22 protein-coding genes and 1 tRNA gene are annotated in these 26,147 nt (G+C 43.6%); 13 read left to right on the plus strand and 10 right to left on the minus strand.

Annotated elements, in window-relative coordinates; genetic code table 11:
* Positions 1-168: 168 nt before the first annotated feature.
* Positions 169-2,538 carry an endonuclease MutS2 gene (locus IEV61_RS20315; protein WP_188418952.1) on the minus strand — a complete coding sequence of 790 codons (2,370 nt, stop codon included), beginning with the start codon at positions 2,536-2,538 and terminating at the stop codon, positions 169-171.
* Positions 2,519-3,085 carry a DUF4296 domain-containing protein gene (locus IEV61_RS20320; protein ID WP_188418954.1) on the minus strand — a complete coding sequence of 189 codons (567 nt, stop codon included), beginning with the start codon at positions 3,083-3,085 and terminating at the stop codon, positions 2,519-2,521. Before IEV61_RS20320 ends, IEV61_RS20315 begins: the two co-directional genes overlap by 20 nt.
* 138 nt (positions 3,086-3,223) lie before the next feature.
* On the opposite strand from IEV61_RS20320, the gene IEV61_RS20325 reads away from it, so the two are divergent.
* The 4 genes from IEV61_RS20325 (at position 3,224) to IEV61_RS20340 (ending at position 6,521) form a co-directional block, all read left to right on the plus strand.
* On the plus strand, positions 3,224-3,889 hold the full coding sequence (locus IEV61_RS20325; RefSeq protein WP_188418956.1) for a YggS family pyridoxal phosphate-dependent enzyme: 666 nt from the start codon (positions 3,224-3,226) through the stop codon (positions 3,887-3,889).
* Positions 3,890-3,993: 104 nt separating this feature from the next.
* Positions 3,994-4,467 carry a GNAT family N-acetyltransferase gene (locus tag IEV61_RS20330; protein ID WP_188418958.1) on the plus strand — a complete coding sequence of 158 codons (474 nt, stop codon included), beginning with the start codon at positions 3,994-3,996 and terminating at the stop codon, positions 4,465-4,467.
* Complete coding sequence (locus tag IEV61_RS20335; protein ID WP_188418960.1) at positions 4,464-5,261, plus strand: DUF3298 and DUF4163 domain-containing protein; 798 nt, start codon at positions 4,464-4,466, stop codon at positions 5,259-5,261. The genes IEV61_RS20330 and IEV61_RS20335 overlap by 4 nt, the downstream gene beginning before the upstream one ends.
* Positions 5,262-6,521, plus strand: a complete 1,260-nt coding sequence (locus IEV61_RS20340; RefSeq protein ID WP_188418962.1) for an aspartate kinase — start codon at positions 5,262-5,264, stop codon at positions 6,519-6,521. It begins immediately after the preceding gene.
* Between the two features lie 4 nt (positions 6,522-6,525).
* On the opposite strand, the gene IEV61_RS20345 is transcribed toward IEV61_RS20340, so the two are convergent.
* Positions 6,526-8,568: a tetratricopeptide repeat-containing sensor histidine kinase gene (locus IEV61_RS20345; RefSeq protein ID WP_188418964.1), complete on the minus strand. Its 2,043-nt coding sequence runs from the start codon at positions 8,566-8,568 to the stop codon at positions 6,526-6,528.
* Between the two features lie 187 nt (positions 8,569-8,755).
* The gene (locus IEV61_RS20350; protein WP_188418966.1) at positions 8,756-9,133 is read right to left on the minus strand and encodes a VOC family protein; all 378 of its coding nucleotides are present in this window, start codon (positions 9,131-9,133) and stop codon (positions 8,756-8,758) included.
* A 172-nt stretch (positions 9,134-9,305) separates the two neighbouring features.
* On the opposite strand from IEV61_RS20350, the gene IEV61_RS20355 reads away from it, so the two are divergent.
* From IEV61_RS20355 to IEV61_RS20370, 4 genes are all read left to right on the plus strand, one after another.
* Positions 9,306-10,685: a glutamine synthetase family protein gene (locus IEV61_RS20355; RefSeq protein ID WP_229747235.1), complete on the plus strand. Its 1,380-nt coding sequence runs from the start codon at positions 9,306-9,308 to the stop codon at positions 10,683-10,685.
* A gap of 73 nt (positions 10,686-10,758) precedes the next feature.
* Positions 10,759-11,061: a GIY-YIG nuclease family protein gene (locus IEV61_RS20360; protein ID WP_188418968.1), complete on the plus strand. Its 303-nt coding sequence runs from the start codon at positions 10,759-10,761 to the stop codon at positions 11,059-11,061.
* Between the two features lie 128 nt (positions 11,062-11,189).
* Positions 11,190-12,236, plus strand: a complete 1,047-nt coding sequence (locus IEV61_RS20365) for a hypothetical protein (protein WP_188418969.1) — start codon at positions 11,190-11,192, stop codon at positions 12,234-12,236.
* A 123-nt stretch (positions 12,237-12,359) separates the two neighbouring features.
* Positions 12,360-13,211, plus strand: coding sequence for a TIGR01459 family HAD-type hydrolase (locus IEV61_RS20370; RefSeq protein WP_229747236.1), 852 nt, complete (start codon positions 12,360-12,362; stop codon positions 13,209-13,211).
* A gap of 377 nt (positions 13,212-13,588) precedes the next feature.
* Here the strand turns inward: IEV61_RS20370 and IEV61_RS20375 are convergent, their stop codons facing one another.
* The 4 genes from IEV61_RS20375 to IEV61_RS20390 form a co-directional block, all read right to left on the minus strand.
* The gene (locus tag IEV61_RS20375; RefSeq protein WP_188418971.1) at positions 13,589-14,566 is read right to left on the minus strand and encodes a glycoside hydrolase family 5 protein; all 978 of its coding nucleotides are present in this window, start codon (positions 14,564-14,566) and stop codon (positions 13,589-13,591) included.
* A gap of 82 nt (positions 14,567-14,648) precedes the next feature.
* The gene (locus IEV61_RS20380; protein WP_188418973.1) at positions 14,649-15,443 is read right to left on the minus strand and encodes an SDR family NAD(P)-dependent oxidoreductase; all 795 of its coding nucleotides are present in this window, start codon (positions 15,441-15,443) and stop codon (positions 14,649-14,651) included.
* A 639-nt stretch (positions 15,444-16,082) separates the two neighbouring features.
* Positions 16,083-16,424, minus strand: a complete 342-nt coding sequence (locus IEV61_RS20385) for a hypothetical protein (RefSeq protein ID WP_188418975.1) — start codon at positions 16,422-16,424, stop codon at positions 16,083-16,085.
* A 483-nt stretch (positions 16,425-16,907) separates the two neighbouring features.
* Positions 16,908-17,807 (minus strand): SDR family oxidoreductase, encoded by a 900-nt coding sequence (locus tag IEV61_RS20390; protein WP_188418977.1) that lies wholly within the window; start codon positions 17,805-17,807, stop codon positions 16,908-16,910.
* Between the two features lie 190 nt (positions 17,808-17,997).
* Between IEV61_RS20390 and IEV61_RS20395 the strand changes: the two genes are divergently transcribed.
* Both IEV61_RS20395 and IEV61_RS20400 read left to right on the plus strand, forming a co-directional pair.
* Positions 17,998-18,564: an acyl-CoA thioesterase gene (locus IEV61_RS20395; protein WP_188418979.1), complete on the plus strand. Its 567-nt coding sequence runs from the start codon at positions 17,998-18,000 to the stop codon at positions 18,562-18,564.
* Between the two features lie 69 nt (positions 18,565-18,633).
* Complete coding sequence (locus IEV61_RS20400) at positions 18,634-18,927, plus strand: hypothetical protein (RefSeq protein ID WP_188418981.1); 294 nt, start codon at positions 18,634-18,636, stop codon at positions 18,925-18,927.
* Between the two features lie 57 nt (positions 18,928-18,984).
* Here IEV61_RS20400 and IEV61_RS20405 read toward each other — a convergent pair whose 3' ends face one another.
* Together IEV61_RS20405 and IEV61_RS20410 are read right to left on the minus strand one after the other, a co-directional pair.
* Positions 18,985-21,810 carry an FAD-binding and (Fe-S)-binding domain-containing protein gene (locus IEV61_RS20405; protein WP_188418983.1) on the minus strand — a complete coding sequence of 942 codons (2,826 nt, stop codon included), beginning with the start codon at positions 21,808-21,810 and terminating at the stop codon, positions 18,985-18,987.
* 94 nt (positions 21,811-21,904) lie between these two features.
* Positions 21,905-22,798, minus strand: coding sequence for an ROK family protein (locus tag IEV61_RS20410; RefSeq protein WP_188418985.1), 894 nt, complete (start codon positions 22,796-22,798; stop codon positions 21,905-21,907).
* A 504-nt stretch (positions 22,799-23,302) separates the two neighbouring features.
* Here IEV61_RS20410 and IEV61_RS20415 point away from each other — a divergent pair.
* The 3 genes from IEV61_RS20415 (at position 23,303) to IEV61_RS20425 (ending at position 25,861) form a co-directional block, all read left to right on the plus strand.
* Positions 23,303-23,376: transfer RNA gene (locus IEV61_RS20415), tRNA-Pro, on the plus strand.
* A gap of 308 nt (positions 23,377-23,684) precedes the next feature.
* Positions 23,685-24,905, plus strand: a complete 1,221-nt coding sequence (locus IEV61_RS20420) for a site-specific integrase (RefSeq protein ID WP_188418987.1) — start codon at positions 23,685-23,687, stop codon at positions 24,903-24,905.
* A gap of 218 nt (positions 24,906-25,123) precedes the next feature.
* Positions 25,124-25,861, plus strand: a complete 738-nt coding sequence (locus IEV61_RS20425) for a hypothetical protein (protein WP_188418989.1) — start codon at positions 25,124-25,126, stop codon at positions 25,859-25,861.
* The last annotated feature ends 286 nt before the right edge of the window (positions 25,862-26,147 follow it).

The following is a 26,147-nucleotide window of genomic DNA, read 5'->3' on the forward strand; positions in this document are numbered from 1 at the left end:
GGCGGTAGGTCTGCAAATAGTTCCGCTTTAAGGTCAGATCACTCGTGTTAATGCGCATAACAAGTTAACTTAGTTATTTAAAGTTAAGCTTGTCCCCGAATTATCTGACCTTTACAGCAATGACATGATTGGCTAAAGCCCTCCCTCCCGGGGAGGGTTGGGAGGGGCTTATTTCAAATAAATATAAGTAATACCATCCCCGCCCCTGTCAGCATGTTCATCTTCCATGTGGCTAATCTGGTCGTACTTTTTGAAGTAGCCGCGAATAAGTTTGCGGAGGATGCCGTCACCTTTGCCGTGGATGATCTTAAGAGAACCGAAGCTCATCATGATGGCGCGGTCGAGCAGCTTTTCAATGGTGTGGATGGCATCTTCGCCGCGCATGCCGCGTACATCAATCTCGGGGCTAAAGCTGGCCATGTCGCTGGTAGACGAAGCACTGGTACCGGCACGGCGTATCTCTTTGGGCACTTCTTTGCGTGATACCTTTTGTACACGTTTACGCTTGGCTACAGTGCGTAAATCGCCGATGGCAATAATGATATTGTCTTTGGCAATTTCTATGATTTGGCCGGTGGTGGTCGAATCTACCAGTTTAACCCAGTCCCCAACTTTTAACTCCTCCTCGTCACTTGACGGCTTAGCAGTGGTTTCGACTTTAACCGTATTCTTTTGTAACTCTTTGCTCAGGTTTTCGCGCAGGTTGCGGGTGGTTTCTTTATCGGCCTGGCTACTCTTTATTTCGGATATAGTATTTTCTACCAGTTTATTGGCATTGGTGATGATCTCTTTGGCCTGTTGTTTGGCATCACGAATGAGCGCTTTTTGATTTTCTTCCAAATAGTTTTTCAGCTTTTCGTTTTCCGAAAGCAGATCGTCTACGCGCTTTTGCTGGCGGTTAAGCTGGATGCGGGTATCGTAAATTTCTTTCTTTTCGCGTTCGAGGTCTACCAGTAAAGTATCTACTTTTTTTTGTCCGGCGCTTATTTTGTTTTTAGCCAGGTTGAGTACCTGCGGTGGTAAGCCTATTTTTTGGGCTATCTCAAATGCATACGAGCTACCCGGTTTGCCCACTTCTAATTGGTACAGCGGTTTCATTTGCTGGTTATCAAAAAGCATGGATGCGTTTTCGATACCCTCGGTATTACTCGAAAATATTTTGAGGTTAGAGTAGTGCGTGGTTACCATGCCGCGCACCTTTTTATGGTTCAGCGATTCGAGCACAGCTTCGGCAATGGGTCCGCCAAACTGTGGGTCGGTACCGGTACCAAACTCATCAATCAAGATTAGGGTTTTACCGTTAGCCATTTCTACAAAGTGCTTCATCTTACTCAAGTGAGCACTGTAAGTACTCAGGTCACTTTCTATCGATTGGTCATCACCAATATCTACAAACATTTGCCTGAACACGCCTACCGTACTGCTTTCATCGGCCGGAATGAGCAAACCAGCCTGCACCATCATTTGCAGCAGTCCCAGCGTTTTCATACAAACCGATTTACCACCGGCGTTAGGGCCCGATACGGTAATAATGCGCGTACCTTCATCAATGCTCACATTCAGCGGCACTACGGTTTTATGCTCCTTTTTAAAGCTCAAGAAAAGTAAAGGGTGACGTGCGTTAGTTAACCTTACACGTGCTTCGTTCACTACAACAGGCATTTCGCCTTCTACATCAAGGGCAAACAGCGCCTTGGCACGTACAAAATCCAGCTTGGTTAACAGCCCGTGGTATGATAATAACAAAGGCACATACGGCCGTAATTCATCAGTTAACTGGGTAAGGATCTTGATGATCTCGCGGCGGCGTTCAAACTCCAGATCACGGATGCGGTTGTTGAGCGTAAATACCTCCTCGGGCTCCAAATAAACGGTTTGCCCGGTTGATGATTCATCGTGGATAAAACCCTTAACCTTACGCTTGTTTTCGGCCAGTAAAGGGATACATAAGCGTCCATCGCGTATGGTTAAACTGCCATCGGCCGTCCAGCCATTACTGGCTGCACTTTTGAAGATCTGATCAATCTTCTTACGTGCTTCCTGCTCAGCTTTGGAGATGCCCGACGTTATATCCTGCAACTCGCGCGAAGCGTTTGGCCGTATCTTACCTTTTTGATCGATCACCATATCTATCTTTTTGAGAATAGACTTCTCAATAGGCAGGTGCTCAAACAAGGCTTCCAGGTTGGGATATTGGCCTTCGCGCTCGTTAAAGTAGCCTATCACGGCAAACACGGTGGTTAACGAAGCCAGGATCTGAAAAAATTCTTCCTCGGCCAAAAATGCACCCTCTAAGCGTATTTTGTTGGCCAGCGCTTTAATGTCAAAAAAATGGTTGATGGGCAAAGCCGCATCGTTTTGTAAAATATTCTTAAACTCGTGTGCCTGGCTCAAAAACTTTTTGATCAGGTCAAAATTATTCATCACCTGAATTTTGTCCACCATTTGTTGTCCCATGGTGCTCAGGCAGTGTGCTTTTATCAGTTCCTTTACCTCGGTAAAGCCCAGTTTATCGGCACTATTGTCGGGATATAGCATTCTTTCCTCTAAATTTTTTGGCCCGCTCTAAAAAGAGCGACCTTTTCTTTTTAATAACCGTTGAATCCGGTTTATTCTTTTTCTTTTTTAACGAATCGGCCTTGAGCTTTTTATTATTGATGCGCTTAATCGAATCGGCCGCGCGTTTGGCAATTACCTCATTTATTTTTTGCTGCTTTTTGTTTTCGAGCGAGTCGGCCACCCGTTTAACTTTAGCGGCCGAATCGGCTTTCACCTTAATGACCGGCACCACCTTTTCGTAAATATCAAATAGCTCATCGGGCTTGCCTGTGTAATAAATAAAGCTTTTTCTAAACTGCGCACTATCGGTATGGTGCTTGTCAAAAACCCGCTGATATTTGCTAAAACTGTATTTATACAGGCTATCAGGAAAAGCGGGCACTTCAAACAGGGTGCCATCTACAATATGCACATCAACCAAAACGGCCTGCATATCCTCATGGCTGAGTATGCCTGCTGCCTTTTCATCCTTGCAAGAGATCAAAAAAAGCAGCGGTAAAAAAAACAAGATTATATAGATACGCATTCTGTAATTTAGCAACCGAAAAAGAAGCCCCTCCCAAACCCTCCCCAGGAGGGAGGGCTTTTCTTTCCCGGCCGCCTGAAGATTTATAAGAGGCTATGATAGAAATAATAAAATAAACTCAGCAAATTTACGCATTAAATGAGCATTACCGATAACATTAAACGCTTGAAAAGCGAATTGGATATAGCAAACGTTACCTTAGTTGCCGTATCAAAAACCAAACCTATCAGCGATTTACAGGAAGCTTATGATGCAGGACAACGCGTATTTGGCGAAAACCAGGTACAAGAGCTGGTAGAAAAGCACGAAGCCCTGCCTAAAGACATTGAATGGCACCTGGTAGGTCACCTGCAAACCAACAAAGTAAAATATATTGCTCCTTTCATTAGTTTGATACATTCGGTAGATAGCCTCAAACTTCTGCAAGAAATTAATAAGCAAGCCGAGAAGAATAAACGCGTTATTGACTACCTGCTACAGGTTTACATTGCCGACGAAGAAACCAAGTACGGATTGGGTTTTGATGAAGTAATTGAACTGTTGCGCTCAGAAGAATTTGCCGAACTTAAAAATGTACGCATACGCGGATTGATGGGTATTGCCACTAATACCGACAGTGAAAAGCAGATCAAAGAAGAGTTTTACGAATTGGACACGTTCTTCGACGGTATTACGCAAAGCTATTTCCGCAAGGAAGATACCTTTGATACGCTGAGCATGGGCATGTCGTCAGACTATAAGCTGGCTATAGAAATGGGCAGCACCATGGTGCGCCTGGGTAGTACCATATTTGGGGTGAGGTAACACCCCTCCCAACCCTCCCCAAAGGGGAGGGCTTTAAGAACATAGTTATCAAACAAATAAATTATTAAAACCCCCTCCCCTTTGGGGAGGGTTGGGGAGGGGTCATGAAAGCACATTTAAGAGTTGCACGCCGGGAAGATTGTCTGCGTTTAATGGAGTTGATACAAGAGTTAGCCATTTATGAGCGCGCTCCTGATGAGGTAACCGTTACCTTGCAGCACTTTCAGGAAGCCGGGTTTGGTCCGCGCCCTGTTTGGAAAGCCTTTGTAGCCGAGGTAGATGATTTTATTGTAGGTTTTGCCCTATACTACGTGCGCTATTCTACCTGGAAAGGTAGCCGCTTGTATCTTGAAGACCTTGTAGTTACCGAAATTATGCGAGGCAAAGGCATTGGCAAGCTGTTGTTTAACCGCCTGGTGCAAGAAGCAAGTGAATTAGGTTTTAACGGCATGAGCTGGCAGGTGCTCGACTGGAACGAACCGGCCATTAAATTTTACAAAAAGTACGAGGCTGGTCTTGAAGCTGGCTGGCTCAACGCTTCACTATCAACCGAACAAATTTTAAATCATCAACCATGAAATTCAAATATTTGATGCTGGCCACCATAGCCGCAGGTTTAATGGCCTGCAACAGCAATCCCAAAAAAGAAACGGCCGATATTTATACCGATACGCTTACCTACCAATTCAAGGTAATTAATACCAAAGCCGATGATTGCGCCGGCAAGCCCGATAGTACCTGCACCACTGTAAAATTCAAATACCCGGCCTTTGATAAACAGGCATTGTTAAACGATAGTATTGTAACCGGCCTGTCTATGCTGTTAGACCGCCAGAAAGGTATCGCCGGCCTGCAACTATTAACCGGGCAGTTTTTGCAGGATTATAAAGATTTCAAAAAGGAAAACCCAACTTCGCCCATGTTTTTTGAGCTGGATAGCAAGGTTAATGTGATACGCCAAGACAGCAGCCTGGTGGGCCTCGAATTTAATGGTTACCAGTTTACCGGCGGTGCGCATGGGGCTACCATGATCAAATATTTAAACTGGGATGTTAAGGCTAATAAAAAGATTGAGTTAGCCAGCCTTTTTAAACCCGGCTACGAAGAAAAGCTTACCCAGGTTGCCGATTCAATATTCAGGAAGCAGGAAAATCTCTCGCCAACGGCCTCACTTAAAGAAAACTACTTTTTTAAGGATGAAAAGTTCAGCCTGAATAAGAACTTTTTGATTACGCCAATAGGTTTAAAATTTTTATACAATCAGTATGAAATTAAACCTTATGCCGCCGGACAAACGGCTTTAGATATTCCTTACGCTCAAATAAAAACATTGCTGCAGCCGGGCACCGTTGTAGACCGTTATATTAACTAAATGCTTGTATTTAAATTTGGAGGCGCATCGGTTAAAGATGCAGCCGGTATAGCTAACCTGGCACAGGTAGTAAAAAAGTACACGCACGAGCAATTGCTCATCGTGGTATCGGCCATGGGCAAAACCACTAACGCGCTCGAAAAACTTACCAACGCCTACTTTAACCAGGCCGATGATGTGCACGAACTGTATGAAGAGGTAAAACAGTATCATTATCAAATTCTGCATGAATTGTTCGACGGCAGCCACCCGGTGTTTGATGAGGTAGCCAATACTTTTGTAGAAATAGACTGGATGCTGGAAGATGAGCCGGTAGATACCTACGACTTTATTTACGACCAACTGGTATCTGTAGGCGAATTATTATCTACCCGTATTGTGAACGCTTACCTGAACCAGGTAGGCTTAACCAGCAAATGGCTGGATGTACGCGGTTATATACATACTGATAACACTTACCGCGAAGGTGTGGTAGACTGGCCTAAAACCCGCGCCAGTGTACAGCAAGACCTGCCTACGATGCTTGGAAAAAGCATTGTAGTAACACAAGGCTTTTTAGGCGGAACGTCAGAAAACTTTACTACTACATTAGGTCGTGAGGGCTCAGATTATACGGCTTCCATACTGGCGGCCTGTTTGCAAGCGCAATCGGTTACCACCTGGAAAGATGTACCGGGCGTGTTGAACGCCGATCCGAAGTTTTTTGAGGATACCGTTAAGTTTGATGAGCTTTCATACACCGAAGCTATGGAAATGACTTACTATGGCGCCACGGTTATTCACCCCAAAACTATTAAGCCGCTTCAAAATGCAGGTATCCCGTTACTGGTAAAACCTTTTAACGACCCTGATGCCCCCGGAACCGTTATTGGCAACGCAGAAAATCAGCGATTTGATAAGGCCATTATTATTGTGAAGCAGAACCAGGTGCTCATCTCCGTTTCGGCCAAAGACCATTCTTTTGTTTCAGAGCAACAGCTAAGCCAAGTATACCGCATATTTGCGCAAAACCAGGTGAAGGTTAATGTAATGCAAACATCGGCCTTAAGTCTTTCTGTTTGCTTTGACCGGGTAGAAGAACGTTTTGAGCAATTATATAACCAGCTGAAACTGGAATTCAATGTAAAGTATAACGATCAGTTATCGCTCATTACGTTAAGGCATTATCAATACAGCTTATTACAGCAATTAACCGAAGGTAAAACCGTATTGCTGCAGCAAACCAGCCGTAATACTGCACAGGTGGTAACCGCAGGATAAAAATTCAGGCTTGTTTTTGGCGGGGGAAAGTCCTGCGCTTAGCAGGCAGATTAATAGTGGCCACATTGCTTTGCGTTACCTTAAACAGTGGTAACGATACATAAAATATCGAACCTTCGTTTAACAGGCTTTCTACCCAAATGCGGCCGCCGTTCATGTCCATAAATTCTTTGCATATAAGCAAGCCTAAACTGGTACCGGTTTCGTTACTCGTGCCTTTGGTACTGGCGTTGCTTATATCGAACACATAGGGCAAACGCTCGGCACTTATGCCTATGCCGTTATCACGCACTGAAAAGATGACGGTATTTTCTCCCTGATCTATACTGGCGCTAATAAAGATACTACCGCCAGGTCGGGTAAATTTCACAGCGTTTGAGAGCAGGTTACGCATTACAAATTCAAAGTGATTGGGGTCTACCCTTACTGCAATATTATCGTCAACAGTATCCTGCACAACAATGTCCTTTTTCTCGGCATTGGTAGCAACCAAATTCATTACCCGGTTAACAATAGGTTTGGGCTGCACAATAGACGCATTGAGCCTAACGCCCTTAATTTGCATTTCGCCCCATTTAAGCAGCATGTTCAGTGTTTCTAACGATACATTGCTGGCGCTGGTTAAGCGTTTAATGAGCAGAGATTTTTCTTCACCAGTAATATCTTCATCATCCAACAGGTACAGCAAATCTATCACCGAGGCAAAAGGAGCCCGCAGGTCGTGTGCCAATACCGAGAATAGCTTATCTTTTACTTTATTAGATTCCTGCAAATCGGCATTGACCTTATTGAGTTGCTTATTTAACTGACGAGTTTGATAGAAATAATAAGCTACTACCAGTATAACGAGTAAACAGGCTGCCACGGCAGCTATATAAAAATTACGCTGAAACTTTTGGCTGGTATTAAGCGCCTTAAGCTCGCGCACACTGGCTTTAGAACGGTACAACTGATACTCGGACTGTAGGCTGACCACCTGCTTGGCCATGGTTTTATAAAAAACACTATCGGCCAGTGCGTTTTGCTGCTCTTTCATCAGCAAGGCGGTTTGATAATCTTTTTGATACTTGTACAGATCGGCCAGGCGGCTTAAAATTTCAATTTGCTGTTTGTAAGCGCCTTTCTCCTTAACCAAAGCCAATGCCTGGTTAAAATAAAATAAAGCTTGCGGTGCATTGCTGGTGCCGTAGGTATCGGCCAGGCCGGTAAGTGTTTGCAATTCGCGCAAATAATTGTTTATGCTGCGGGCTTTTTCTAAAGCCGATTTTTGCAATGCAATTGATTTGGCTTTATCGCCCTGCTTGTTGTATACCTTAGCCAGGTTATTAATGAGGGTAATGTGTAATCCCTGGTATTGCGGTTCATCACTCAACATGATACCCTTTTCGAGGTAAGCCTTGGCTTGATCAGGCATACCCATTTCGCGGTACACCACCCCAAAATCATTGTAGATATTGAGCGAGAGGTTAGAGAACGGGATGGTGTTATTAATTTTTTCGGCAGTGTTGAGGTATTTAAGGGCAACATCCAGTTTTTTCTGGCCCATGTAACCTTCGGCCACGGTTAAGTAAGCCTCCATACGGCCCTGGGTATTCTTGCTGCGCTCACTTACTTTAAGCGATTGCAAAAAGCAGCCAATGGCCTTATCGTAATTACCCTTACGCAGTTCAACTACACCCAGGCGTACAATAACGGCGGCTTCGCCTACGGCATCCTTCCGTTTACGGTAAATGGCCAGCGCCTGTAAATATTTTATCCTCGATGCATCAAACTCGCCCCGGTTGTCATCTATCATTCCCAAATGATTGAGCATCGTAGCAACACCTTTACCATCATTAACCCGGCGGGCATAGGCAATGGCCATGTTGGCAAAATAAACGGCAGAGTCGGGCTTGTAATAGCGATAGCGCTTCACGAGCTTATCGTAATCGGCAATGGTTAAGTTATTGGCAGCTGTATTAACAGGAGATTGAACTTGTTTTGCCTGCAACTTACCATAACCAACCGTTACAATAAATAGTAATAGTATTAATTTAATAGGGGGCATTTACACAAAATGTAAATATATAAAATTACTCTTTTTACGAAAAACGCAGCTTAAAGTTATTTTAAATTTCACATCGATGCCATCAGAATCTTGCAAAAAAAGAAAGCCCTTCAAATAATAAAGGGCTCTATTATATAAGACTTCTGATGAGATCGCAGCTGAATTGTATAAGCAAACCGGCCGGGATTTAACCTACATCTTCCCAAAGCTCAATGTTATTGCCTTCAGGGTCAAGAATGTGAACAAATTTACCGTAATCGCAGGTGGCTATTTCATCAACTATGGTTACGCCGTCGCTTCTTAACTGCTCCACCAGTGCTTCCAGGTTTTCAACCCGGTAATTGATCATGAAATCTTTGGTTGATGGCTCAAAATATTTGGTATCCTTATCAAAAGGGCTCCAAACTGTGCTTCCCTCCTTTTCTGGGTTATCGGCATCGCGCCACCTGAACATGGTTCCATATTTTTCTACCGGAAGGCCCAAATTTTGAGCGTACCAATCGTTCATCTTTTGCGGGTCGTTGCTTTTAAAGAAGATACCGCCAATACCGGTGACTTTTTTCATGGTGTAATTTAAAAAATAAACAACAAATAGTACATGACAAAACTTACATAATTAAATATATACTATACAGCGCGTTGTAGTAAGTGCGAGCTAAAATCATCCTTTCAACAAGGTATTGGCAAAGCCCCGCATTAACCTTGAAACGGGACTTGTTTAGCATTTTTTATTTAACTTGCCAGCCAGCCAAACTAACGCCATGGATAAACAGCAAATTCTGGATTATTTAAAGCAAAACAACCAGCATCACATCAAATTTGCCTTTGCCGATATTGATGGCGTGCTGCGTGGAAAAGTAATCCACCAAAAAAAGTTTGAAGCCGGGCTGGACCAGGGTTATGGCTTTTGTGATGTGGTTTTTGGCTGGGATATGAACGATCAAGGTTACGATAATACCAACGTAACCGGCTGGCATACGGGCTACCCCGACAAACCGGCACGCATAGATCTGTCCACCTTTCGCACTATTCCGTGGCAGGATAATATTCCTTTCTTCCTGGCCGATTTTAGCGGAGAAGGTAATGAAGGCGTGCCTTGCCCACGTACTCTGCTCAAAAACATAGCGCAGCAATGCCACGATATGGGCTTTCACCCGGAGTTTGCGCAGGAGTTTGAGTGGTTCAATTTCAGCGAAACAGCAAAAACGCTTCAGGAAAAAGATTTCACCAAAATAGAGCCGCTTACACCGGGCATGTTCGGCTATTCTATTTTACGCCCGTCGCAGCAAAGCGGTTTTTACTTCGACCTTATTAATTTGTTGGAGCAGTTTGGCATCCCACTGGAAGGTTTGCATACCGAAACCGGTCCGGGTGTGTACGAAGCAGCCATTATACACGACCATGTGATAGCTGCTGCCGATAAAGCTGCACTGCTTAAAAATGCCATTAAAGAAATTGCTTCCAAACATGGCATTATGGCCTCGTTCATGGCCAAATGGTCAGAAAACCTGCCGGGTTGCAGCGGCCATGTACACCAAAGTTTATGGAGTGCCGATAAGACCACCAACCTGTTTTACGACGAGGCCGACGAACAGAAGATGAGCCCGCTCATGAAGCATTACATAGCAGGCCAACTGTATTGCCTGCCGCATATTACACCTATGTATGCCCCTACTGTAAACAGTTACAAACGTTTGGTAGAAGGTGCCTGGGCACCCACTACCCTAACCTGGGGCATAGAAAACCGCACTACGGCATTGCGGGTTATTAATTCATCTCCCCAATACACGAGGGTAGAAACACGCATACCGGGAGCCGACGCCAACCCTTACCTCGCACTGGCGGCCGCACTGGCCTCGGGCTTGTATGGCATCAAAAATAAATTACCATTAACTATCCTTGCTGTAAAAGGCAACGGATATACTGATAAAAGCAACGGAAGTATTGCCTCCAATTTACTGGAAGCGGCCAACACCATGAGAAGCTCGGCCGTAGCGCGCGAATTATTTGGCAACAGCTTTACCAGGCATTTTACCAATACCCGCCTTTGGGAGTGGCGGCAGTTTAACAAGCATGTTACCGACTGGGAACTGAAGAGATATTTTGAGATTATATAAAGGACTTCATAAATTAAAACAATGTCATTGCGAGCGTTAGCGTGGCAATCTCTTTCCATGCCGGTAGTAAAATATGATCAACAACGTCCATCAATATTACACATACATCTTAACTAATGTAACACATAAGGTCTTATATGTTGGCGTTACTAACAATTTGCAAACAAGAATATGGGAACACAAACAGAAACTGTTTGCCGGCTTTACAGCTAAATACAATTGTGACAAGTTGGTTTATTTTGAAGAATATAATTGGATACAGGACGCTATAGATAGAGAAAAACAACTCAAGGCCGGATCAAGGCAAAAAAAGATTGACTTAATCAACGCCGAGAATCCTGACTGGAATAATTTAAGTGCAAACTGGTATGATTGATGCACGGCGAGAGATTGCCACGCTATCGCTCGCAATGACATAATCTTATTCTTGTGTTCGAATGCATTAGAAATCATTGTCAATGAAATTTAGTTAATATAATAACAAGCCAAGGTTAACCACCAATTATGGACCACGAATTAAGTAAGCTGATTGTCCGCAAGGCATGGGAAGGCTACGATGCTTCTAAAGTGATCAGGAGCATCGACGACATCAGCGCCAATGTATCAACCAATTTTGTATTCCGCGTTACTTTCGAGGACGACGACATTATTATTGCCAAGCTATCTAACTTTGGCAAGCACGATTATTTTAAGGAAGATCATCGCATCATTCACAGCCTGAGCAACAATCTGCTGTACCCTTATGAAAACTTCCTGGCTAAATCGCTACTCAAAAACAACCGCGTTTATATCTATCGTCACAGATTGAGCGGTACCGATGCCTGGGTTGTGTTTTACAATCCCACGCGCATTATGGAGCGCCTGCCCAGCCGGCTGGAAGATCATCACATCCGTAAGTTTGCCCAGCAAACGGCTAAGTTTCATAAGGCATGTTCGAGGGCCAGCAAGGTGTTGCCCAAATCGTCTAAAACCATGCGGACAGATATTAACGCCTTGTTAGATCAGTTGAACAAAGACGAAAGCCAATTTGGAACACGCAGCCAGGTAGATTTGCTGCGTTATCATTGCGATTTGTACCTGAAAGGCCGCGCCAAATATGCCGCCAATACGTTTGAAACCATCCCCGTATTTATCGACTGGAACATCGGCAACTTTTCGGTAACGCATAAAATGGAGCTTTACTCGCGCTGGGATTACGACTGGTTTAGGATGAGTACCCGCATGATGGATTTCTACTTTTTTAGCCGGGTGGTATCTGACGTGGGCGACCGCACTGTGTTTAGCTACCTTATCACCACGATGATGGAAAAGCGTTTCATCATGTTTATGGAAGAGTATCACAAATACAATCCATTCACCATTAATGAGATAAACTTTTTGCGCGAAGCCTACCGTTTCTTTATTCTCAATTATGTGATTAAAGATGGCAAGCACTTTTTCCACGAGCAGTATGCCGTAAAATTGCAGCAGGAAGCTTACGACATTTACCTGCCCTCGGTTGACCGCGATTTTGACGCAGAGGTACTCATTAGTGCTTTGAAGCTGAAATAGATTTACAATTCCCCTCCTTGAGGGGTGCGTCGAGACAAGCGCGCAATGGCAGGGGTGGGTCATTCACCGGGCAAATAAATACACCCCTAACCCCTCTCAAGAGGGGAATTTAAACTATACCACATGATACAAACCGTAGATTTTAAAAGCATAATTGACCGATACCAGGTTGTATTTTTCGACTCGTTTGGAGTGATCAAAAATTATAAGGGCCTGGTGCCTGGTATGCGTAACACGTTCGATTACCTGGAAGCGCAGGGAAAAGATTATTACATTGTTACCAACGATGCATCGCGTAGTCCGCAGCAATTGGCCAGCTCTTTTGTAAAATTAGGTTTGGAAATGATAACCCCCGAAAAAATTATATCCTCGGGTATGCTGGCCAAAGAATACCTCAACTTAAAGGTACACGATGGCACGGTGGCCTATCTGGGTACAGAAGATTCGGCACATTATATAGAAAGTGCCGGTTTGCATACCCTGCCTGTAAAGGCCATTGATGAAAGCAATATTCACCAGATAAATGGACTGGTATTTTTGGATGATGAAGGCTTTAACTGGTACCGCGACTTAAACAAAGTGGTTAATTTACTCCGCAAGCGCAATATACCGGCCATTGTAGCCAACACCGATTATGCATACCCCCTCACCAATACCGATGTAGCCATTGCCGTGGGCGCGCTGGCCAATATGATAGAACACATTGTGGGCAAAAAGTTCATCCGCTTTGGTAAGCCCGATTCGCAAATGTTCATGTTTGCTTACGATCTGGTGCGTGAAGCAAACCCCGCGCTGGGTAAAAAAGATATTGTAATGGTGGGTGACACCCTGCACACCGACATTTTAGGCGGCAACAAGTTTGGCCTTGATACCGTACTGGTTTATACCGGCAACACCCTGCCCGAAGATGCCGCCATGAGCATTACCTCAACAGGAATTGTACCAACTCATATTTGCGAGAACGCCGTGGTGTGATTGGACTTGGGGAAGAAGGATTTGTGGAGGAAGGATTTATGGAAAATGGATTGAAGGAAGAAGGACTTTTTAATCATTCCTAAACTTTCATTTCGAACGATAGTGAGAGATCTTGTTCGAGAAGTCAGGTGAGTCACCGGCTGCCTCAAACAGGATTTCTCGTTACCATCATACCTAACCTGTCATCTCGAACGATAGTGAGAGATCTTGTTCGACAAGTCAAGTGAGTCACCGGCTGCCTCAAACAGGATTTCTCGTTTTCATCATACTAAAACTGTCATCCTCGAAAGATAGTGAGAGAGCTTGTTCGAGAAGTCAGGTGAGTCACCGGCTGCCTCAAACAGGATTTCTCGTTAGCACTCGAAATGACATTATAGTTAATTTAACTTATTTAACTCCCTCAACACTTTCCTAATATAATTACCTGCGGGAGTTAGCTGTGCTTCTGTCCAGCCACCGTTTACGGGGGCACCGGGTTGGAGGATGGCGGTGGTTTCTTTTTTATCGGTGATATTCCAGTTGGCCCAGCTTAGCTTGTGGCCTTGCATCCATTTTAGCCAAGTGGCATTCTTTTCGATATCAAATGCACCGTTGCCGTCTGCTTCGCCTACCCCCCACTCGGTTACTAATAACGGCAGGCCGCTTTGTATGGCCTTGTCGGCTTTGGCACGCAAACCGTCCTGATGATTTGGCTCGGTAGCGTAGAAATGGAACGAGTAAGCTATGTTATCGAAGCCTTTAATAGGGTCAGCCGCGGCAATGTCTACATCCTGATCCCAATGCGGAGTGCCAACTACAATGAGGTTTTCTTTGTCGTGTTTCCTTATTTCGGGGATGATTTGCAGGGCATAATTTTTCACGGTGTCCCAGCTCACGCGTTCTGGCTCATTCCAAATTTCGTAGATCACGTTAGGCACGCCCTTGTACTTTTTGGCCATCTGGCCAAAAAACTTTTTAGATTGCTCTACATGCAGGTGCCCGTTATGGTCGTGCCAATCTATGAGTACATAAATACCTTTTTTAATGGCGCAGTCAATCATGGTTGTCACCAGCTTTTTTTGCTCATTGGGCAGTTGCAGGTAACCGCTATCGGGCTGCACCGCCATTGATACGCGTAGCAAACTAATGTTAAAATCTTTGCGCAGCCAGTCTACCACATCTGTATTATAATATTTTCGACCCTGCCAAATACTCCATGACATGCTGATACCCCTGAGCTGGGGTGGCACGCCATCCTTGTTCACTATTTGTCCGTTGGCTATGTGTAACTGCCCATTAGTTTGTACCGGTGTTTGCTGTGCAGATACTGCAAAGCTTAAGCAAGTGATAACTGCTGCAAGGATCAATGTTCTCATTAATTACCAAGATACTTATTACGCGTCGACATTTACAAAATAGCTAAAAATCAATCACGAAATGTTAAAAATGTATGCAATGTTATACCGCGCTGATCAACAAACCACCATCGGCACGTATAGCTGCCCCATTGGTAGCCGCAGCCAGCGGACTGCACAGGTAAGTAACCATATTGGCAATTTCATCAGTTTCTAAAAAGCGCTGAATAAGTGAGGTAGGCCGCATCGTTTTAAAAAACTCATCTTTAACCTCATCAACAGATTTTTGCTGATCTTTAGCAAGGTTTTCTATAAATCCGCCCACACCCTCCGAAGCAGTTGGGCCAGGCAGTACGGCGTTTACGGTAACAGCAGTTCCTTTGGTAAGCTCGGCCAAACCACGCGACACGGCCAGTTGGGCAGTTTTAGTCATACCATAATGAATCATTTCAGCAGGGATTTGCAGGGCCGATTCGCTGGAAATAAAGATGATGCGACCCCAGTTCTTCTCCAGCATTTTACTAAAATAAGCCCTTGAAAGGCGTATACCGCTCAATACGTTTACCTCGTAAAACTTCAACCAATCTTCATCGGTAATATCGTTAAAAGCCTTAGGCTCAAAAACAGCCACGTTGTTAATGAGGATATCAACTTGGGGCAAGTCACTAATCAGTTGGGTAATTTCATCGGGTTTGGCAAAATCGGCTATCAGGCCTTTTACTTCCTGGTTACCGGTTTCTTCGATGATGCTTTCTACGGCGGCATTAACCCTTTCGGCAGTACGGCCGTTTACTACTACGTGTGCGCCCTCGGCTGCCAGCTGTTTGGCAATGGCATAACCAATACCCGCGGTAGAACCTGTTACAAAAGCCAGTTTATTTTTTAGTTGAAGATTCATGATATAAAAATTTGAGAAGCTGTTATTTAGTATAATTACATTAATTGAACCTATGCCTATCTATGAAGCTAAATATACCGTTTATCCGCCACTGCTTCAATCATATACAAGCTCAAAGTATACATAACGCCCTACAGCAATAAGCTGTTTGTCATGCCACCATAATATAACATGTTAATGAAGCAGAACTTTAAACTGATACGGATTTAAAACTACTTGGATGGTTAGTACGCTGATACTTTTAGTTTGTGCATTTATTTAATGATTCCATCAAATAAATGCCACAGGTATACCGCCCAACCAGATGTTGCATAACAAAGAAATTAACCTGCTGTAAATGCCTGACCAGAAAGATATTCCGCCCGTAGAAAAACCGGTGAATGAGGATATTATTGTAAAACAACAATGGTTAAACTCAAAATGTCATCGAGTGATAACGAGAAATCTTGTTTGTACAAGCTTATGTCATGTGCAATTCGAACAGGATCTCTCACTATCGTTCGAGATGACATAATGGCTGTTGGATGAGAGCATATTAAAGAATAACACACCCCTGCCAAGATAGAAAAAAATAACATCCCAGAACCCAAAAAGCGGCTACCTCAGGGCATCCGCTTTTCATTATAAATTTATAAAATACTATTTGTAAGCCGAAATATGGGTAGTTTTAATGCTAAGCACGAAGGTTTTACCTACTGCAATTTTGATGCTTTTATCTTGAAAAATGCTTTTAACCACTTCGTCAGACTTTAAGGTTTCGAACAGATCGCGGGCAACGCCTGAGCTGCTGATGTTGTTGATCACCTTTCCGTTCTCAATAGTCAGGCTAAACGTATAACCAGATTTCCCTCTGTCACCGGCCGATTCGAAATCGGTGATGTTGAGTTTAAAGTTCTGATCTTCGGTAAGGCTCTTCTTAAGATGCAAACGAATAATGGGAAGGTATTTCTTCCAGGTGGCTAAATATTTTCTCTCTTCCATGCGTATGGTGTAAAGGTATCATTAAATTACGAGGTATTGGGCATTAACTACCTATATCTTTTAACATCGCGCTTAAGTATCTTAAAAATCAAGAAAATTTATTTAAGCCAAAAGCCAAATTTTTAACGCGCTAATTAAGCATCAGGTAGCCTAAATCGAGTTTACAAGTGATTTTATGGGCGTTGCCTCCTGCCCAGGCTATCCGTTACAAATCCTCATTCCGCTACGCTGCATTCCGGGTTTTTCACTGCTATCCCTAACGCAAAAGCTAAACCCGTCATTGCGAGGTACGAAGCAATCCCTGCGCTGGTTAATTAAGCGGATTACCTGTCGTGCAGAGATTGCTTCGTACCTCGCAATGACGAAAAACTAAAAATAAGACTCTTACTACTATTTGTTTCACAACTTGTCAGTCTGAGCTTGTCGAAGACTTAATAAGGCGTACAAGTCTTCGACAAGCCGCTGTTCAGAATAATATGAAGCTTAATAACCCAATTCGCTCTTATGTTTCTCAATAAAATCTGCCCAGCGGGTAGGCTGCTGCCCTGTTATTTCAGGAAAATTATCGAATGTATCATCGGCACCCGGTATGGTACCGGCGGCATAGCGCTTATAGTGGTCATACACGCAGCTCATATAAGCCATTTCGGCACCGGCGTCTTTCATATTCTGCAAAAACACTTCGGGTGCCTGCGGCTGGTATTCAAATGGCTTATCAATCTGCTTTGTTAACAATTCCGCAATTTCATAGTAGGATTTAGCATCGTAACCTAACCTGTATACCCGGCCTGCATGCTTTTCGGGGTGCAGCAAGGCCAGGGCAGCTACATGGGCTACATCATCAACATCTACCCAGCTTTTGCGGGCACCTTGCACATACTGGTGCAGTACGCCGTTGTTAATGGCCGGTTTGCCGCCATAGCTCAGCATGTTTTGCATAAAGGTTTCGGGGCGGAGGTGTGTAAACGAAAAGCCCGACCATTCAATATAGCGTTCTACCAACTGGTGCCAGGCCCAGTGGGCCACGGTGGTATCGTCGCGGCCGCAGGCACCCAAGTGCACCACATGCTGCACCCCGGCAATTTTTGAGGCATCTAACAAGGCTTTGCTTTGGCGCAGCATATCTACGGTGTAGCCGGTTACGATCAAAAGCCGGTCAATCCCTTTCAAAGCGGCAGCATGCGTAGTTTCATTATCGAAATCAAAAATGACCGTACTGATGCCTTTGTCGGTAAATGGTTTAGCTTTTGCGGCCGAGCGTACGGCGGCTACAATTTCTACATTGCTGGCTTCATCGCTATTGATGATATAGTTGATCACCTTACTCCCTACCTGGCCGGTAGCGCCGGTTATTAATATTTTGGGCATGTTAGTTTCACTCATGGTTACATTATAAATTTAATACAAAGCTATTTTGCAGCTAAACAAATAGTGTCATAACTACAGCACATTACGCTATAACAAGACCAGTACCTCATTTTTGTTTGAGGCTTCTCTGTTAGCATAAGCCATATTTATTTTTAATTTTACCATAAGCACCTGATTAAGTGTGATAACAAATAAGCATCACCATATGGACGAAACTTACAAAACCGTAAAGCAATCGCAAACCACGTTAACCGAGCTTATGATACCCTCGTACTCTAATTTTGGCGGTAAGGTGCATGGCGGCGTGGTATTAGGTTTAATGGATAAAGTAGCTTACGCCTGCGCCGCCAAACATGCGGGTAATTATTGCGTAACGGTATCTATAGACACGGTAAACTTTTTAGCCCCTGTAGAGGTGGGCGAACTGGTTTCGCTGCTGGCATCGGTTAACTATGTGGGCCGGTCGTCTATGGTGATAGGCATCAGGGTGCAAACCGAGAATATAAAGACACAGGAAATTAAACACACCAACTCGAGCTACTTTACCATGGTGGCCATGGGCGAAGACTTTTTACCGGCACAAGTACCCGGACTTATTTTGCAGGACCATTTACAGGTTAAACGTTTTTACGAAGCCTTTCACCGCAAAGAGCTGAAACGCTACTATGACCAGCAACATCATGAGATAAATAACGAGGCCGAACTTGCCGAGGCTATTGAACTGATTAGTAAAGAAAGATGCAAGATTGAACTTAAAAGTGTCGATGCTTAACATAATGATAACATTGGATTAACTTATTGATAACCTACCTTTGCACCATAAATCAGTAGCCGTAATCATATGAAAAAAAGCAAACTAAAGTCGTTAGTAAAATCAGAACGCAAAACCGCCCAAAAAGATATTAAGACCGGACTGGTAACCGCTATTACAGAAGCAGCCGCCGCTTATGGCAAAGGTTCAAAAAAACTGACCAAGCAAATAGAGCAAAGCGCTAAACAATTATCTAAAATTTTAGCCAAAGACGTTAAGATTGACAAAGAAGCCCTTAAGCCAGCCAAAGAAGAAGCCAAAGCGGTTGAAATACTGAAAAAAATAAAGCCAGCTAAAGAAGACGTTACAGCAGGCGTTAGCTAATATCATTTTTCTTACCGTCCAATCGGGCACCCATGCCTGATTGGACAATGTTTAACCTTACAATGGAGCCGTACACTCATCCACCAAGGTTAAAATCGATTGGTAATTCTTATTAACGGCGTCGCTCAAAGCAATTTCGCAGGTTTTAGAAGAGGAGTAATAGCCATCGCAGGTTTCTTTACCAGCATCATTAGCCTCTAAATGAGTAGCGGCGCGGGTAAGTTCAGGGAAGAGGAAGCCCCTGTCGCCCGCCATACCACAGCATCCCGCGTGTACCGGTACGGTTACCTTTTCGGCATAATGCCCGGTAATTACCGAGAAGACATTTTCCAAGCCCATCTTGCTTAAAGAACATACGGGGTGCAATACCACGTTAGCCTTTTTGGTTACCACCTGTGTTTTGGGAATGATGTGATCGCGCACGTATTCTACGCTATCTAAAACTGTTAGCCCATCGTATTTAATCTTGTTTTCGTCAGTCAGTTGGCCGCGGCAATTACGTAGGGTTTGGGTGCATGAGGTAATATCGAGCACAATGGGATACTCCCCTTGTTTAGAGGTTTGCCATAACCGACTTACGGTTTGATTGACCGTATAGGCCTGAGCATCGGCAAAGCCCTTGGACGAGTAGATCTGCCCGCAACAACTGCTGCTTAAGTTTTCGGGAATGATGACCTGAATACCTGCTCTTTCCGATACATCCATAAAGGTTTGCATAACGGGCTTTTGACCTTTGTGCACCTCTCCCATCACCCGGTTAATACAAGCCGGAAAATATATAACCGCATCATTCCCCGAAACTGGCTTTACAGGCCGGGGCACATTAAGCGCTACCGCCAACTGATTTGACCATAAGGGAAATGCGGGAATAACTTTCCTGATGGTGGCTGTAATGCCCTTCATTGCACTTTGCCCGAATAAGCTATTGACCATTACTCCAAAACGCAGCGCTGTTTTAACGGCCACGCTTATCCACTTAAAGTTTTTTGCCGTAAACAATGCCACCTTGTTGGCCAACAAAGAGTGATTTTCGCGGCGCAGTCGTTTCACAAGATCGCCGGTGTTAATGTCTACGGGGCAGGCTGTGGCGCATAGGCCGTCAACGGCACAGGTATCCAGTCCCTGGTATTTGTACTGGTGCACCAATTGGGCATGCTGGCGGGTGTTGCCTTGCTGTTTTAAGGTGGCTAATTCGCGTCTTACCACAATGCGTTTGCGTGGCGTTAAGGTCACATCGCGGCTGGGGCATTTATGCTCACAAAAACCACATTCAATGCAGCGGTCTACCTCCTCCTCTACCCTCGGTAGTTCTTTCAGATTACGAATGTGAGCCGCCTTATCTGCATTAATAATGACACCCGGGTTAAGCAGGTTTTCAGGATCAGTGATCGCTTTAACCGCTTTCATGATCTCATATACCTCCGGCCCCCATTCAGTCTCAACAAACGGCGTCATATTGCGGCCGGTGCCGTGTTCGGCCTTTAGCGTGCCGTTATATTTGGCAACTACCAGCTCCACCACCTCGCGCATAAAGCGGTCGTAACGCTCCACTTCGGCCGGACTATCAAAGGCTTGGGTAACCACAAAGTGAATATTGCCATCTTTAGCATGACCAAAAATTATGGCGTTATGGTAATGGTATTTTTTGAAAAGCTGCTGCAGATCTAAAATGGCATCACCCAAATGAGTTACCGGGAAAGCTATATCTTCTAAAATAACCGTAGTACCGCTGGCCCGCACCGCACCCACCGCAGGAAAAAGGCCTTTACGCACTTTCCATAATAACGCCTGTGCAACAGGATCGGTGGTGAAGGCTACCTCGTTAAGCATACTTAATGAGGCAGAAACAGCTTTGAAGCGGTCTATTTTTTCTTCAACTTCCTCAAATGTATCGCCCTGAAATTCTACCAACAGCGCCGCGGCATCGGCCGGTAGTTCTTTAATAACGGGTGGCATTCCGGCTATATTTTCAATGGACCGCAGCGAGGCTTTATCCATCAATTCTACCGCCTCGGCACCCGCTTGTGTAAGCGGCACAATAGCTTGGCAAGCCGAATAAATATCGAAAAAATATAGCATTGCCGTTGATTTAGCCTTATAATCGGGCACGGTGTTCATTACCGCCTCTGCTATAAAACCTAACGTCCCCTCGGCACCTATCAAGAGGTGGCTCAAAATATCGAGCGGAGCTTCAAAATCAATAAATGCATTTACGGCATAACCTACCGTATTTTTGGTTTGATACTTTTTGCGGATAAGCTCATACACTGCTGGGTTGGCTAAAATTTGCTGCCTGAGTGCTAACAGTTTTTGTGATAGCTGCGTTTGTTCGTTTTCAAAACGCTGATAGTCGGCAGGAATTTCTGTAGTGTACGATGAGCCATCGGGCAGGATAAAACGAATATACCTGACAGTATGGTATGAATTTTTACTTACCCCGCAGCACATGCCGCTGGCGTTGTTAGAGATAATACCCCCCATCATAGCCGAATTGATACTTGCCGGATCGGGACCTATTTTTTTGCCGTACTTTTTGAGGTGGGTATTTACAATAGCGCCAATGGCACCGGGTTGTACCCGCACGCTGTCGCCACTGTTTTCAATGCTAATTTTACGCCAGTGCTGGCTCAGATCTACCAGTATGCCATCGGTAATAGATTGCCCCGATAAACTGGTACCCCCGGTACGAAATACCAGCGGAATTTGATGCTGGTGAGAGAAGCGGAATAAGCCTTTTATCTCCTCTTCAGATACCGGCAAAACCACTGCTTTAGGCCGCAAGTAGTAGAACCCAGCATCAGAAGCAGACGCCACCAGATCTATCAACTGCGACTTGATGCGGTCTTTAGACATGATCTCTTCTAATAATGCGGGTATATTCATTCTTCAACAGGCGGCTTGCTTTCTTACCGGCTGCAAGTTAACGCAAGGGGCTAATATTTATGATACGTTTTACAGTATTAATGACATTCAAGGCTTAAACCGCCAGAATTTTACCATTGTTTTGCCAGCAGCCGGCAGCGCCCAGTAAAGCAGCATTCTCTTTTAAATCGGAGATGTGCACCGGAATATCGATACCGTAACGCTTTAAAGCGCGGGTAACGGCAGGCAAGTACCAGGCGGCTGCCTTGGTAATGTTTCCACCTAAAACCACCACTTCCGGCTGCTCGGCCTCAATAAACTGCTTTATAAATAGGGTTAAGTTCTCAGAAAATTCTTTGAACACCGCACGGGCTACGGGAGATTCGGCAGCTATTTCGTTAAGCGAACGTACATCTAATAAATTAATACCCGACAGTTCAAAATAACGTTTAGCAAACCACCTTGAAGAGATATAATCTTCAGCTTTGGCTTCTTTAAAATCGCTGTTCCATAAATTGGCGTCACGGGCTACCCCATCGCTCAGGATGGCCGTGCCCAACCCTGTCCCCAAGGTTATGCCTATAGCTTTAGTATAATTTTTGGCTATGCCTGCAAAAACTTCGCCCTGTAAAAAACAGGCGGCATCATTAAACATGCGTATTTGGCTGGTAGCTATGTTTAAACGTTCGGCTAAAATTTGTTTAATGTTATGGCCATACAAAGCATCATACTTTTTATTGTCTTTGATGAACGACACCCCTTCTTCGTAGTTGAACGGCCCGGGCATAGCCATACCTATACGTTTGTAATCCACGTTTTCTTTAGCAAAAACGCTGTTAATGGCGTTTACCCAAGTATCTATAATGGGCTCGAGCTTGGCGCGGGTATTGAGGTAAGATCGGTAATAAGTATGTTCAATAATAGTTTGCAAATTCATGTTTACCAGGGCAAGCGTAATGTGCGAACCTCCTATATCCATGCCTAAAACAATATCGCCAGATGCTTCCATAACTTTAATCACTAACTTATAATGGTGCACTAAATTATAAATATAAATCATTTGCAGTCCATCATTTTTTGCACACTCCGCAACTGAGCAAATAACTTATTGTAAACAAAACAATTACATAACAGCCAGCAGGCATACACAATGTGATTGCCTGCACTGCAGTAAGCAGCAATTAATTTTATAATGCAGTATCGAAAAATAATTTTCATTTTTATTACACGTTTTCTAGCCGACCTTTAGCGCTGATTGTCAAACACCTATTGATCAATCCCCGTTTTTGAGTCTCGCTTTCACCACCTAAAATCCAGCTAAAGCATTGGTTACAGTTTGCAATTAGCTGTAAGGATGCTATATTTGCAGCAGATTAAAAGAGGCAGCGCACTGAGCATATTAACCGCAAAGATTGCTACGAATCTGAAAATCAGTTCTTTTAAAACTTACTTAAAAATAAGTTGAAAAAATATTTGCAAACGTACATTTAAATTCTACCTTTGCAAACCAAAACGGGATGTAGCGTAGCCCGGTATCGCGCCACATTTGGGATGTGGAGGCCGCAGGTTCGAATCCTGCCATCCCGACAGAAAGCGATATCAAAACAAATCAAAACCCTGTAAATCATCTGATTTACAGGGTTTTGTGCTTTAAGGCACTTCCCTCAAACACCAAAATAAACCAAAGTTTTCCAGGTTATATTTCCCCTATCCGAACACCTGTTTTGGTTTTGTACCTTTACAGGTGTTCCAAAGTGTTATATTTAACTGTATATCAGTTAGTTACAACAGGTCAATTTTGATGGATTTTGACTGGTTTTGGACGGTTTTAGAGCCCTTTTCGAGTGAGTTTGAAACACCTAATTCACCAAAGGATTTATTAGTTCTTAAATTTTATGAAAACAGTTAAAAGTTTCGGTATCTATTTCAATGTTAGATTAGAGAAAGAAAAAGACGGGAAAGCGCCTGTCTACATGTGTATCACCGTAGAAGGCAAGAAAACATGGGTTGCCCTCCAGCAAAAGATCACCTTAAAGTGCTGGGACATGGGCCGGGGCATTGGCAAGAACACCACAGCAGAAGGTAAAATGGTAAACGCTTACCTGGACGAACTTCGCCAGACGGTGAATGATTGTTATAAGGATCTCCAGTTGAAAAGAAGAGTGATTACTGCGGATGCTATCAAAGCGTCGTTCCTGCGCCAGGACGATGAAGAGCGGACACTTCAAGATATATTCCAGTATCATAACGACATGGCAGCAGGTGTACTTGCCAAAGCGACAATGAAGAACTATTACACCACCCAGCGGTATCTGGTGGAGTTCTGCCAACAGAAATACAAACGGGAGAAATATTTCCTATCTGAGCTGAATTTTAAGTTTATCCAAGACTTTGAGATATTTCTACGGAAGCATCAGCCGGTCGATCATCAAAAGCCACTTACGACGAATGGTATAATGAAGCACCAGGAGCGCCTAAAAAAGATGATCACGCTTGCGTTTAAACTGGAATGGATCGTTCGCGATCCGTTTGACAAATACCAACTGAAGTTTGACCGTGTTGAAAAAGAGTTCTTAACAGAGATAGAGCTAAGTGCCCTTGAAAACAAGCATCTTACTTTGCCTCGTTTAACCGCTGTCAGGGACATTTTTATTTTCAGCTGTTACACAGGCCTGGCGTTTGTGGACGTGATGAACCTGAAGCCTTCAAATATCGTTGAGGCAGCAGATGGCACTCATTGGGTCAGGACATCCAGGGAGAAAACCACTATACCAGTGAATGTGCCCTTATTATCAAAGGCTAAGGCGCTTGTGGAAAAATACAAGTTAAACATCAAGGCAAGTGAGAAAGGTACTGTCTTTCCACCGTTATCTAATCAGAAAATGAACAGTTACCTTAAAGAGCTGGCTGAGCGTTGCGATATCTTTAAAAATCTGACCTTTCATACCGCCCGCCATACATTCGCCACGACCGTGACCTTATTGAACGGCGTTCCGATTGAGACAGTAAGTAAGCTTCTTGGACATACCTCTATGAGGACTACACAGATATACGCCAAGGTTATTGAAAAGAAAGTGAATGATGATATGGCAGATCTGCAACGGAAACTTGCATAGATAAAGTTACGGCTGAGAAACTATAAATTCTCAGCCGTTTAGTATAAATGTTTGATAAGACCTTGGTAACATCTTTAAAATCATTATCTACAATAGAAAAATGGTTCGAGCCCATTAGGGTGCACAATATACGTGCGCAACCAGTTTGTTTCCGAAATCTTATTTATTGATATATTTATTGTAAGTATATTTGAATCTAAAGGGTTGATTATCGGGACATGGAAAACAATATTTATAAGATTAATGGAAGTTCTTTCATTTGTATTACTTATGATGGGACAACCAGTTATTTAGAAATTGATCAGGCTATAATCGCTGTAAATATTGCTGGACCATATCAAGATACTTATAACAGTTATTTTATACGCGGGAATTTCAATTCCAGCTATGTAAACAATTATTTAAAACAATTCAATTTTGATCTTTACACAGATCATAATTTTTTTAACTCAAAACACCCTCAAATAGAACAGTTTTTAAAAAGTTTTGAACCGGGCACCTACTATATTGAACAAGCGAATAATTTCTTTATTTCTATTCTGGAATCTGATTACAAACTTCTGTTTGGGGATTTTAGTACGCAAGATCACGCATTATTATTTACAAGAAATATTATCGATTTAAGAAGGAACATTATCAATGCTTACAAGAACGAAATTATTAAAGGTGACCGGCCAATTATTATTGCGTATCGAAAAGATTATGGTTACGGTTCGGAAACTGGAGATAGTTTCATCATAGATGGTCATCATAAGCTAATGGCTTACATAGAACTTGAAATAGTGCCTAACATATGGGAGATTGTCAATATCGGAGATGATAATTATGACCCAACTAATCAATTATTATGCGCTTACCTAAATCATGAAGAAATAAAAAACACGTCCTTAAAGTATTTTTATCGCTATACAGAAAATGGTTTGGGTGAACTTAGCGATTTAGCATCTAAGTTTTGAATGACAAAAACGCACTTGCGAATTGCAAATTTCCCGGGTGCACCCAAATGGGTGCTTCTCGAATCATTTCGTGGATGATTTGAGGAGATTGGCTGCCTTATCCGTGGTATGAACTAAATGGTTCGAGCCCACTCTCTGAGCAAAGGCCCCACATGTCCGTCTACGGTGTACCTATATCTTTGAATAGGTTCCAGCCGTCTAAGACATCATAGAAACGTTGTAGTCCTCGCCATATCGTTGTCATGCCCGGTGGTTGTTGTGAACGGTAGCCTTTCCAGCCTCCGTT

Source organism: Mucilaginibacter galii, assembly GCF_014635825.1.
GTDB lineage: Bacteria > Bacteroidota > Bacteroidia > Sphingobacteriales > Sphingobacteriaceae > Mucilaginibacter > Mucilaginibacter galii.

What these genes read in the sequence shown, in the direction of transcription:
- IEV61_RS20315 (WP_188418952.1), bottom strand. Translation starts at nt 2,538, where the DNA reads ATGCTATATCCCGACAATAGTGCCGATAAACTGGGCTTTACCGAGGTA.
- IEV61_RS20320 (WP_188418954.1), bottom strand. Translation starts at nt 3,085, where the DNA reads ATGCGTATCTATATAATCTTGTTTTTTTTACCGCTGCTTTTTTTGATC.
- IEV61_RS20325 (WP_188418956.1), top strand. Translation starts at nt 3,224, where the DNA reads ATGAGCATTACCGATAACATTAAACGCTTGAAAAGCGAATTGGATATA.
- IEV61_RS20330 (WP_188418958.1), top strand. Translation starts at nt 3,994, where the DNA reads ATGAAAGCACATTTAAGAGTTGCACGCCGGGAAGATTGTCTGCGTTTA.
- IEV61_RS20335 (WP_188418960.1), top strand. Translation starts at nt 4,464, where the DNA reads ATGAAATTCAAATATTTGATGCTGGCCACCATAGCCGCAGGTTTAATG.
- IEV61_RS20340 (WP_188418962.1), top strand. Translation starts at nt 5,262, where the DNA reads ATGCTTGTATTTAAATTTGGAGGCGCATCGGTTAAAGATGCAGCCGGT.
- IEV61_RS20345 (WP_188418964.1), bottom strand. Translation starts at nt 8,568, where the DNA reads ATGCCCCCTATTAAATTAATACTATTACTATTTATTGTAACGGTTGGT.
- IEV61_RS20350 (WP_188418966.1), bottom strand. Translation starts at nt 9,133, where the DNA reads ATGAAAAAAGTCACCGGTATTGGCGGTATCTTCTTTAAAAGCAACGAC.
- IEV61_RS20360 (WP_188418968.1), top strand. Translation starts at nt 10,759, where the DNA reads ATGATCAACAACGTCCATCAATATTACACATACATCTTAACTAATGTA.
- IEV61_RS20365 (WP_188418969.1), top strand. Translation starts at nt 11,190, where the DNA reads ATGGACCACGAATTAAGTAAGCTGATTGTCCGCAAGGCATGGGAAGGC.
- IEV61_RS20370 (WP_229747236.1), top strand. Translation starts at nt 12,360, where the DNA reads ATGATACAAACCGTAGATTTTAAAAGCATAATTGACCGATACCAGGTT.
- IEV61_RS20375 (WP_188418971.1), bottom strand. Translation starts at nt 14,566, where the DNA reads ATGAGAACATTGATCCTTGCAGCAGTTATCACTTGCTTAAGCTTTGCA.
- IEV61_RS20380 (WP_188418973.1), bottom strand. Translation starts at nt 15,443, where the DNA reads ATGAATCTTCAACTAAAAAATAAACTGGCTTTTGTAACAGGTTCTACC.
- IEV61_RS20385 (WP_188418975.1), bottom strand. Translation starts at nt 16,424, where the DNA reads ATGGAAGAGAGAAAATATTTAGCCACCTGGAAGAAATACCTTCCCATT.
- IEV61_RS20390 (WP_188418977.1), bottom strand. Translation starts at nt 17,807, where the DNA reads ATGAGTGAAACTAACATGCCCAAAATATTAATAACCGGCGCTACCGGC.
- IEV61_RS20395 (WP_188418979.1), top strand. Translation starts at nt 17,998, where the DNA reads ATGGACGAAACTTACAAAACCGTAAAGCAATCGCAAACCACGTTAACC.
- IEV61_RS20400 (WP_188418981.1), top strand. Translation starts at nt 18,634, where the DNA reads ATGAAAAAAAGCAAACTAAAGTCGTTAGTAAAATCAGAACGCAAAACC.
- IEV61_RS20405 (WP_188418983.1), bottom strand. Translation starts at nt 21,810, where the DNA reads ATGAATATACCCGCATTATTAGAAGAGATCATGTCTAAAGACCGCATC.
- IEV61_RS20410 (WP_188418985.1), bottom strand. Translation starts at nt 22,798, where the DNA reads ATGGAAGCATCTGGCGATATTGTTTTAGGCATGGATATAGGAGGTTCG.
- IEV61_RS20420 (WP_188418987.1), top strand. Translation starts at nt 23,685, where the DNA reads ATGAAAACAGTTAAAAGTTTCGGTATCTATTTCAATGTTAGATTAGAG.
- IEV61_RS20425 (WP_188418989.1), top strand. Translation starts at nt 25,124, where the DNA reads ATGGAAAACAATATTTATAAGATTAATGGAAGTTCTTTCATTTGTATT.